The 9,406-nt window shown below is 70.9% G+C and carries 12 protein-coding genes; 6 read left to right on the top strand and 6 right to left on the bottom strand.

Annotation, left to right across the window (positions count from 1 at the left end; translation table 11 throughout):
• A partial coding sequence (locus tag IBL25_RS22290) for a hypothetical protein (RefSeq protein WP_238940588.1) occupies positions 1–232 on the top strand: 232 nt, incomplete at its 5' end.
• 9 nt (positions 233–241) lie between these two features.
• Here IBL25_RS22290 and IBL25_RS22285 read toward each other — a convergent pair.
• Genes IBL25_RS22285 through IBL25_RS26735 form a run of 3 tightly spaced genes read right to left on the bottom strand, consistent with a single transcriptional unit; the run spans position 242 to position 2,553 of the window.
• Complete coding sequence (locus IBL25_RS22285; protein WP_187780685.1) at positions 242–655, bottom strand: hypothetical protein; 414 nt, start codon at positions 653–655, stop codon at positions 242–244.
• A gap of 36 nt (positions 656–691) precedes the next feature.
• Complete coding sequence (locus IBL25_RS22280) at positions 692–2,059, bottom strand: FAD-containing oxidoreductase (protein ID WP_187780684.1); 1,368 nt, start codon at positions 2,057–2,059, stop codon at positions 692–694.
• The gene (locus IBL25_RS26735; RefSeq protein WP_202986851.1) at positions 2,056–2,553 is read right to left on the bottom strand and encodes a DUF4126 domain-containing protein; all 498 of its coding nucleotides are present in this window, start codon (positions 2,551–2,553) and stop codon (positions 2,056–2,058) included. The genes IBL25_RS22280 and IBL25_RS26735 overlap by 4 nt, the downstream gene beginning before the upstream one ends.
• Positions 2,554–2,690: 137 nt before the next feature.
• On the opposite strand from IBL25_RS26735, the gene IBL25_RS22270 reads away from it, so the two are divergent.
• Positions 2,691–3,200, top strand: coding sequence for a ferritin-like domain-containing protein (locus IBL25_RS22270; RefSeq protein ID WP_187780683.1), 510 nt, complete (start codon positions 2,691–2,693; stop codon positions 3,198–3,200).
• Positions 3,201–3,342: 142 nt separating this feature from the next.
• On the opposite strand, the gene IBL25_RS22265 is transcribed toward IBL25_RS22270, so the two are convergent.
• From IBL25_RS22265 to IBL25_RS22255, 3 genes are read right to left on the bottom strand one after another with little or no spacing between them, the layout of a single operon-like run.
• Entirely contained in the window at positions 3,343–4,674 is a 1,332-nt protein-coding gene (locus tag IBL25_RS22265) for a DUF3618 domain-containing protein (RefSeq protein WP_187780682.1), read from the bottom strand.
• Positions 4,671–5,063: a phage holin family protein gene (locus IBL25_RS22260; RefSeq protein WP_187780681.1), complete on the bottom strand. Its 393-nt coding sequence runs from the start codon at positions 5,061–5,063 to the stop codon at positions 4,671–4,673. Before IBL25_RS22260 ends, IBL25_RS22265 begins: the two co-directional genes overlap by 4 nt.
• The gene (locus tag IBL25_RS22255) at positions 5,063–6,070 is read right to left on the bottom strand and encodes a hypothetical protein (protein WP_187780680.1); all 1,008 of its coding nucleotides are present in this window, start codon (positions 6,068–6,070) and stop codon (positions 5,063–5,065) included. Before IBL25_RS22255 ends, IBL25_RS22260 begins: the two co-directional genes overlap by 1 nt.
• Before the next feature lie 266 nt (positions 6,071–6,336).
• On the opposite strand from IBL25_RS22255, the gene IBL25_RS22250 reads away from it, so the two are divergent.
• The 4 genes from IBL25_RS22250 to IBL25_RS22235 form a co-directional block, all read left to right on the top strand.
• Positions 6,337–7,224 (top strand): MBL fold metallo-hydrolase, encoded by an 888-nt coding sequence (locus tag IBL25_RS22250; RefSeq protein ID WP_379656214.1) that lies wholly within the window; start codon positions 6,337–6,339, stop codon positions 7,222–7,224.
• A 48-nt stretch (positions 7,225–7,272) separates the two neighbouring features.
• A complete protein-coding gene (locus IBL25_RS22245; RefSeq protein ID WP_187780679.1) occupies positions 7,273–8,349 on the top strand; it encodes a type III polyketide synthase in 1,077 nt (358 codons plus the stop codon).
• The gene (locus IBL25_RS22240; RefSeq protein WP_187780678.1) at positions 8,346–9,071 is read left to right on the top strand and encodes a methyltransferase domain-containing protein; all 726 of its coding nucleotides are present in this window, start codon (positions 8,346–8,348) and stop codon (positions 9,069–9,071) included. The genes IBL25_RS22245 and IBL25_RS22240 overlap by 4 nt, the downstream gene beginning before the upstream one ends.
• Positions 9,068–9,406 (top strand): NAD(P)/FAD-dependent oxidoreductase (locus tag IBL25_RS22235; RefSeq protein ID WP_187780677.1); only part of this gene is annotated, 339 nt, incomplete at its 3' end. The genes IBL25_RS22240 and IBL25_RS22235, both read left to right, overlap by 4 nt.

Genomic DNA, 9,406 nt, shown 5'->3' with positions numbered 1-9,406 from the left:
GGGCGGTGGCGCGGCGCCCGGGGCCGCCCCCGGCGGCGCCGCCGAGGACATGACAAAGACCTGGACCTGCCCCAGCGGCACGCCCTGCTTCGGCGATGGCGGCTTCCTGCCCGGCACGCGGCAGCCCCTGCTGGACCCCAGCCGGGCGCGCTTCTGCGTCCGCTACCTGAATGCCGGCCAGGCGAGCCATACCGTGCGGGCCGACTTCGTCTTCTCCTATCCGGCGCGCTGAGGCGCCGGCCTAGCCGCGCCGCTTGCGGCTCCCGCCCGCCGTGGGCTCCGGCTCCGGGCCGGCCATGCGCAGCAGCACATGCAGCAGCGCCGCCCGGCCCGGCACGTCCAGGCGGCGGTAGGCGCGCAGCAGCGCCTCCTCATCCCCCGCCAGCAGGCCGAGGGAAGCCTGGTCCTCCTCCAGCAATTCGGTGGGCGGCTGGGTATCCGGGTCCAGGCCGACAAGGTAGGAGACCGAGGTGCCCAGCGCCTCCGCCAGCCGCACCAGCCGCTGCCCGCGCGGCACCGGCAGCCGGCCATCCCGCAGGCGGTCCAGAAAATCCTCGGGCAGCCCGGCTTGGTGGAAGGCCTCGGCCGGGCCGGTATCGATGCGGTCGAGGCGGCTGAGGATGCGCTCGACCATGGGCGGGATCTCGATGTCCATGGCTGGCCCTTACATGGGGGCTCGCGGGCGCGGCGGCTACCGTTCCGGCCGCAGGCCCTGCACCAGGGTGGGGATCAGCTCCGCCACCGTGGGATGGATCGGCACCGCCTGCTGCAAGGCCGTGAAGGGCGTGCCGGCATCCATGGCGCCCAGCAGCATGTGGATGGCCTCGTCCCCCTCCACCCCCAGGATGGCGGCGCCGAGGATGCGCTGGGTTTCAGCATCCGCCACCACCTTCATGAAGCCGGCGGTCTCCCCCTTCTCGATGGCGCGGCCGACGCGCGACATCGGCCGGCGGGAGAGCAGCAGCGGCCGCCCGGTGGCGCGCGCCTCCGCCTCCGTCATCCCGACGCGGCCCAGCGGAGGGTCGATATAGAGCGCGTAGCAGGGCACGCGCTGGCTGAGGCGGCGGGCCTCGCCATCCAGCAGATTGGCGGCCAGGATTTCGTAATCATTGTAGGAGGTATGGGTGAAGGCGCCGCGCCCGTTGCAATCGCCCAGCGCCCAGATGCCCGGCACATTGGTGGCCAGTTCGTCGTCCACCTGGATATAGCCGCGCGCGTCATGGACGATGCCGGCGGCCTCCAGTCCCAGGTCGTCGGTATTGGGCCGCCGCCCCACCGCCACCAGCAGGTGGGAGGCCAGGACCGGCGCGACGCCCTCGCGGTGCAGCGCCACGCCTTCCGGCTGTGCCTCGAAGCGCAGATCGCCGCCATCGGTCTGCACGGCGATGCCCTCGGCTTCCAGGATCTCTCGGATGGCGGCGGAAATATCCTCATCCTCCCGCGGCAGCAGCCGGGGGCCGCGCTCCACCACCGTCACCTCCGCGCCGAAGCGGCGGTAGATCTGGGCGAATTCCAGCCCGATATAGCTGCCGCCCAGCACCAGCAGGTGGCGCGGCAGGTGGTCCAGTTGCAGGATGCTGGTGCTGGTCAGGTAATCGACGCCATCCAGCCCGGGGACCGGCGGCAGGCTGGCGCGGGCGCCGACATTCAGGAAGATGCGCGGCGCCGTCAGCCTTTCCTCGCCGACCGCCAGCACATCGGGCGCCTCGAAGCGCGCATGGCCGCGCAGCAGGGTCAGCCCCTCCAGCCCGCCCAGCCACTTCTCCAGGTTGTTGCGCGCATTCGCCGCCACGGTATCGGCCCGCGCCTTCACCTTCGGCATGTCCACCCGCACCGGCGCTTCCGCCAGCACGCCCCAGCGGGCGGCATGGCGTGCCACATGGGCGGCGCGCGCGCTGGCCACCAGGGTCTTGGTCGGCATGCAGCCGCGATTGACGCAGGTGCCGCCCAGCTCGGCGCGCTCCACCAGCGCCACCTGCTGGCCCGCCCCCGCCAGGCGCGCGGCCAGGGAGGGGCCGGCCTGCCCGGCCCCCACCACGATGGCGTCGAAGCGCCTCACGCCATGGCACTCACGATACCCACGGCGCCCAGAACAGCAGCCGCATCCTCCAGCAGGGCGGCGGGAGAATCGCGCCGGAAGCGGGATGCCAGCCAGGCCCGCATCTCGGCGCCGCCCAGGGTCCCCGCCACGGCGCCCAGCAGGCCGGCCACCAGCCCTTCCGAGGCCATCTCGCCCGGGCTCAGCACGGTGGTGTTCAGGTCCAGCGTCATCATCAGCGCGGCACCGCAGACCGCGCCGCTGACCAGCCGGGTGCCGAATTGCAGCGGCACCTTGCGACTGGGGGTGGCGGGCAGCTGGTCCGCCACCAGCTCGGCCAGGGCCAGCAGCGTCAGCAGCCAGGGCATGAAGCCCCAGCCCAGAAAGGCGAGCCAGCTGCCCGAGACCTGCAACCAGCCGAACCAGACGGCCCAGGAGAGCGCCGCCGGCGCCACCATGGCGCGCAGGCCCGCGATCACGCCGATCAGAAAAGCCAGAACAGGGAACAGGATCATGATGTCCTCCTCCATCGGCTGCCTGGTGCCGGCGGCGCCGGCCATTGCGACAGCGGCATTCTTCCTGCCCGGCGCTGCATCGGTCGCGCGCCCAAGGCGTTGATACCACAGTCATCACCACAAAGGAGAAGAAGTCGATGCAGGAGAGCTATCGCGACACCTATGTGACCGGCCTGGTCAATGCCCGCGCGCTGGAGACCCAGGCGATCGAACTGATCTCCCGCCAGCTCGACCGCCTGCAAAGCTATCCGGAAGTCGAGGCCGTGTTGCGCAAGCACCTCGCGGAAACCGAGGAACAGCGCAACCGTCTGGACGGACTGCTGGAAGCGCAAGGCACCTCGCATTCCTCGGTGAAGGATTTCGTCACCGGCCTGATGGGCAACATGGCCGCCATGGGCCATGTCCCGATGCAGGACGAGATCATCAAGAACTCGCTGGCCAACTATGCCTTCGAGCATTTCGAGATCGCGTCCTACAAGTCGCTGCTGACGCTGGCGGACCTGGCCGGCGACACCCGCGCGCCCGCCGTGCTGAACCTGTCGCTGAGCGAGGAACAGCGGATGGCCCAGTGGTGCGAGGACAACCTCGACGCCATCACGCGCAAATATGCCTCGCTGCGCGCCCAGGGCGAGAAGGCCGGCATCTAAGCCGCCAAACCTCTCCACACGGAAACCCGCGAAGCTCCGGCTTCGCGGGTTTTTTCTTGCCTGGATCATGTTGTTGCATACAGCGCAAACAGAAACGGCGGGCCGGCTTCCCGGCCCGCCGCCCTGACGCCACTGGCAGGCTTCAGATGGTCTGCATCGGCTTATCGGGCTTCGCGACGAACTTGTCGTCGGTCGGCTTGGTGTCGCCGGGCTTGCTCGCCAGGGGGCTGCTGCCGGCCGGCTTGTAGTCGCCCGGCTTGGCATCGGCCGGCTTGCTGTCGCCGGGCTTGTCGGACTTCTGGCCTGTCACGGCCTCTTCCTGCTTGTCCAGGCTGGCCTTGGCGCTGTCGCCCAGGTCGCGCGCGGTCTGGCCCACGGCCTGCCGCACACCTTCCGCCGCGCCCACCACGGCATCGCCGATGGAGGAAACGGAGGGCACGCCATTGCCCAGCTTCTCGCGCACCTCGCCGACACGCTCAGCCACCACCTCCTTGGCCTGCTGGTACTGCTCCTGCGCAGCGCTGCTGAGCTGCTGCGTCACCGCATCGCTCGCCTCGCCCATCAGGCGGTCCTCGGTGCGGGTGCGCGGCAGCAGGGCGCCGATCACGGCGCCCAGCGCCAGGCCCAGCGCGCCCAGCAGCAGCGGCTGCTCGGCGCTGGCGCGGTTCCAGCTATGGCGCAGCTGGTCGCCCATGTTGCCGACCTGATACCCGACCTGCTGGCCGAACTGGTTCACATTGTTGGACGCGGCATACATGCCCTGGCTGGCCGCATGGCTGGCGTCATGCCCATAGGCACGGGCGGAATCGCGCGCCGAGCCCATGGCCGAAGCCGCGCTGCCCGCCATGCCGGAAACCGTCCCGGCGGCCGAGGAAGCCGCGTCCGACACCGCCCCCGCCGCGGAGGAAGCCGCGTTGCTGGCGGTGGAAGCCGCCGCGCTGATGGCACCGCCGACCGCGCTGGCCGCCGAGCTGATGGCACCGCCGACGCTGCTGGCCGCCTGGCCGATGGTGGAGCCGACGCTTGTGGCGGTCTGCTCCACGCCATCGCGCACCGCGGCGCCGGCCTGGGCCGCGCGATCCATCATCCCCGGGCCGGAGGACTGGTGCACCACATGCATCCGGGTGGAGGGCGATGGCGGCGCGGGCGGCGGCAGCATGCGCTGCGGCGGCAGCGGCTGCACCGGCCCCGCGACCTGCGCCGACTTGTTGCCGTTGGAGAGCAGCAGCCAGCCGATGCCGGCGCCGATCAGCAGCACCGGCAGCGGGTTGTCGCGCACCTGGGCACCCAGGTTGCGGGTGAACTCGGCACCGCCGGAGGTGCGGGCATAGTCCACCACCTGGTCCATGATCTGGCCGGGGGACATGCTGTCGCGCAGCGCGTCGATGGTCTGCGCCACGCGCACGCGGGTCTGCTCGACATCCGCTTCGATTTCGGCGGCGGAGCGGTTGCCGGGGTCGGTGGTGGCGCTCATCGCACAGCCTCCTTGGCCAGGGTTGCGTCGCGGGAAACCTGATTGACGGTGCGGTCGGGCGTCAGGCTGGCCGCCTTCATGCGGTTGATGCCGCCGCGCAGCAGCACATAGGCGATGATGGCCACCACCACGCCCACGATCAGGCCGGAAAGCCAGACGGAGAGGCCGAAGGTGACCAGCAGCGCCACAATGGCCTGCAGGATGATCACCAGCGCCGCCATCAGCAGCGCGGCCGCGACACCGATGGAGGCCGCGGCGCCCCCCATGATCGCCAGCTTCTCATTCAGCTCGGCGCGGGCAAGCTGGACTTCCTTGCGCACCAGCGTCGAGGTTTGTTGCAGCAGGTCGCCGATCAGGTCCGGCACGCTGCGGTTGAGGTCGGAGGGCATCACGGCTTCCCCTTCTCAATCGTGGGCATGCTGCCCGGCTTGGCGTCGCCCGGCTTATGCGCGGCGGCACCGCCCAGGGTGGCGGCGGGCATGGTGGCGGGCTTCAACGTTTCGCTGTTTCCGGCCTCGGTGACAGGCACCCAGCCGGGGGCGCGGTCCGTGGTGGCGGAACTTGTGGAGGCCGGCGTGGCGCCCGTGCTGCTGCTGCTGCTGCTGCCCGTGGCGCCTCCACCGATGCCGCTGCTGCCCGTGGTGCCGCCGGTGGCACTGCCGCCCGTGCCGCTGCCACCGCCGATGCCGCTGCTCCCGGTGGCGCTGCCGACCGACGTGCTGCCGCCGACGTTGCTGCTGCCATGATGCTGGCCGCCATAGCCGCCGCCGGTCTGGCTTCCACCGGGATAGCCCTGGCGGGGATAACCCTGGCCGGAATAGCCCTGGCCACCATAGCTGCCGCCGGCATAGCCCTGAGCCGGAACACCGCTTGCCGAACTCTTGGCGAAGCGCGCGATGGCGAAGCCCGCCAGCACCGCCGCGCCGAAGAAGGCGCCCGGCTGCTGCCGCGCGAAGCTGGTGGCATCCTGCATCAGGTCGCCAACGCTGCGCTGGCGCAGGGAATTCGCGACATTCTCGATGGAATCAGCCGCGGTGCGGACATGGCGGGCAATCTCGGGGGAGCTGCCCTCCAGGTCGTCGGCAACCCGTCGGGTGGCCTCCGCCAGCCCGATGCCGCGCTCGACGCCGGCCTGCTTGCCCTGTTCGGCCAGGGCCTCGGCCTTGTCGGCGGCGGCGGAGCCAAGCTCCTGCCCCACGGACTTGACGTCCTCGGCCACCTTGGCGCCCTGGGAGGCGACCTCGGAAGCCACGCGCTGCGCTTCATCCTTCAGGGCCGCGCCGGCATCCTTGGCATCCTGTGCCGCCATGCGGACCTGGTCCTGGGCCGGGCCCTCGCCCGGCTTGCCGGGCGCCATTCCGGGGCGCCCCCCCTGGGTGGGATAGGTTGAACTCATGGCCGATCCTCTTCCAACACTTGCGGGCAGCGCCGGCAGCAATGCCGGGCGCGCTTCAATGGCCTTGGCGAAGCAAGAATGGGGCAGCCCCGACAATAGTTTCGAGAGCACGAACAAGGCCGTGAATCACATTGGATATGACAAGCTCAAGCTTGTTTCATTCGAAGTTATTCGCTTGTTCCGCAAGAATTCCGCGGCGGTGAACCCGGCGCCGCGCCCGGCGTTACCGCATGATGGCGGCCTCAGGCCGCGCCACGCGATGCGGAGTGCGAATCTTGGCCCAGCAGGTTCCCCTCGACCGGTCCGACCTCACAGGCGAGCAGCAGGACGACGGCATCATCCAGGTGCTGGACGACCTGGCCTATAAGCAACTCGTCTTCGTCAATGTTGTCTTCTTCGGCCAGGCCGGGCAGCGCCACTGGGTGCTGGTCGATGCCGGCATCCCCGCCAGCGCCGGCCGCATCCGCCGCGCCGCCGCCGCCCGTTTCGGCGAGGGCGTGCCGCCCGCCGCCATCATCATGACCCATGGCCATTTCGACCATGTCGGCGTGCTGGAGGAGCTGGCCGCCGAGTGGAATGTGCCGGTCTATGCGCATCCGCTGGAGCGGCCCTACCTGGACGGCAGCCGCGCCTATCCGCCGGCGGACCCGACGGTGGGCGGTGGCGCCATGGCGCTGCTCTCCCCGCTTTATCCCCGCTCTCCGGTCAATGTTGGCCAATGGCTGCGGGACCTGCCGGCCGATGGCAGCGTGCCCGAGATGCCGGGCTGGCGCTGGCTGCACACGCCCGGCCATTCGGTCGGGCATATCTCCCTGTGGCGGGAGGCGGACCGCACGCTGGTCGCGGGCGATGCCATCATCACCACCGCTGGCGAGAGCGCCTATGCCACCGCGGTGCAGGAGCCGGAGCTGCACGGGCCGCCCAAGTATTTCACGCATGACTGGCAGGCCGCCGAGGCCTCGGTGGCGGAACTGGCGGCATTGGAGCCAGAGCTGGTGGTGGCCGGCCATGGCATGGCCATGCGGGGCGAGGCGATGCGCGCGGCGCTGCACCGGCTGTCCCGCGAGTTCCGGCAACTGGCGGTGCCGCCCCATGGGCGCTTCGTGGATGCGCCGCGCCGCGCGGAGGATGGCAGCGCCTACGTCAAACCCTGAGGCGCCGCCCGCCACCATCCGCAGCCCCGAACCGGACCGGAGCCCTCCTTGACCGCCACGGCCTTTATCAACCGCATCGCCACGGCTGTGCCGGAGCATGAGGTGCATGGCGCCTTCGTGGCGCGGGCGGGCAAGTTGCTGCGCGACCGCCGCGCACTGGCGCTGTTCCGCCGCATGGCCGAACGCAGCCAGATCGAGTGCCGCTGGTCCTGCCTGCCCTGCGGCGCCGAGACCGAGGACCGGATCGACGAGGCCGGCTTCTATACCCTGGGCCGCTTCCCCTCCACCGCCGCCCGCATGCGGCGCTATGAGCAGGAAGCGGCACCGCTGGCGATCCGTGCCGTGGAGGCGCTGAACCTTGGCACGGGGGCGGCGGCGGTGACGCATCTCATCACCATCACCTGCACCGGCTTCGCGGCGCCGGGCGTGGATTTCGCGCTGATGCGCCATTTCGGCATGAACCCGGGCGTCGAGCGCAGCAGCGTCGGCTTCATGGGCTGCCATGCCGCCATCAATGCGCTGAAGCTGGCGCGGCATATCGTGCGCTCCGACCCCGGCGCGAAGGTGCTGCTGGTCAGCCTGGAACTCTGCACGCTGCACCTGCAGGAATCGGAAAATCTCGAAGAGGTGCTGTCTTTCCTGATCTTTGGCGATGGCTGCGCCGCGGCCCTGGTGACGGCGGAGCCTGGGGGCCTCGCGCTCGACAGCTTCCAGGCCGTGCTGGTGCCGGAAACGGAGCGGCATATCAGCTGGCGCATCGGCGATGCGGGCTTCGACATGGTGCTCTCCGGCCAGGTTCCGGCGGGCGTGGCGGAGGGGCTGCGGCAGGGCACCGAAGCCGTGCTGCGCGGCGCGGCGCCGGGGGAGATCGACCTCTGGGCCATCCATCCCGGCGGCCGCTCGGTGCTGGACGCGGTGGAGGGGGCGCTGGAACTGCCGGCCACGGCGCTGGACGTTTCGCGCGGCGTGCTGCGGGACCATGGCAATATGTCCTCGGCCACCGTGCTCTTCGTGCTGCGGCGGATGCTGGAGGAGGCGAGCCCCGGCCAGCGTGGCTGCGCCATGGCCTTTGGCCCCGGCATGGTGGCCGAGACCATGCTCTTCCACACCGCTGCCCCGGCATGATCCGCCCCGACTTCTCCCGCCGCTCCAGCGCGCCGGAGCTGATGGACGACGCCTCCTGCGATTTCGAGACCTTCCGCGGCTGCCTGGTGGATCTGGCGCGCGTCAACCGCCTGACCCTGGCCTATCGGCCCACCCTGGGCTTCCTGGAGGAGCTACGGCGGGCCGGCCGCCTGCCGCATGGCCGGGCGCTGCGCATCCTCGATGCCGGCAGCGGCTATGGCGACACGCTGCGGCAGGTGGCGCGCTGGGCCGCCCGGCACAGGGTGGCCGTGGCGCTGGAGGGCGTGGATCTCAGCCCCTGGTCCGCCCGCGCCGCGCGCGACGCCACACCGGCGGAACTGCCCATCGCCTGGCATACCGCCGATGTGCTGCGATACCGGCCGGAAGCGCCGGTGGATCTGGTGATCAGCTCCCTCTTCACCCATCACCTGGAGGATGCGGGTTTGCTGCGCTTCCTGCGCTGGATGGAAGGCACCGCCAGCCTGGGCTGGTTCATCAATGACCTGCACCGGCACCCGCTGCCCTACCACGTCTTCACCCGCGCGTCCCGCCTGCTGCGGATGCACCACTTCGTGCGGCATGACGGGCCGGTTTCCATCGCGCGCGGCTTCGTGCCGGCGGACTGGGAGCGCCTGCTGGCGGAGGCTGGCTTCGCGCCCGATGCCGCCGTCATTTCGCGCTGGACGCCCTTCCGCCTTTGCGTCGCCCGGCTGAAGCCATGAGCCGGCGGCACGATGCGCTGGTGATCGGCGGCGGACTGGCCGGGGCGGCACTGGCGCAACAACTGGCCGCCGCCGGGCGCGACGTGCTGCTGCTGGAGCGGCAGCAAGGCCCGCATGACAAGGTCTGCGGCGAGTTCCTGTCCGGCGAGGCGGTGTCCTATCTGCGCCGGCTCGGCCTGGACCCCGCCGCGCTGGGCGCCCTGCCGCTGGAAAGCCTGGCCATCGCCGGGCGCGGCGGGGCCCGGTGCTGCCGCCTGCCCTTTCCCGCCTTCAGCCTTTCCCGCCGCCGGCTGGACGAGGCACTGCTGGCCCATGCCGCCGCTGCCGGGGCGGCG

Origin of the sequence: Pseudoroseomonas ludipueritiae, assembly GCF_014490445.1 — a bacterium.
Taxonomy (GTDB): domain Bacteria; phylum Pseudomonadota; class Alphaproteobacteria; order Acetobacterales; family Acetobacteraceae; genus Pseudoroseomonas; species Pseudoroseomonas ludipueritiae.
Note: the sequence above shows the minus strand (reverse complement) of the source record. Positions and strands in the feature narration are given on the sequence as shown.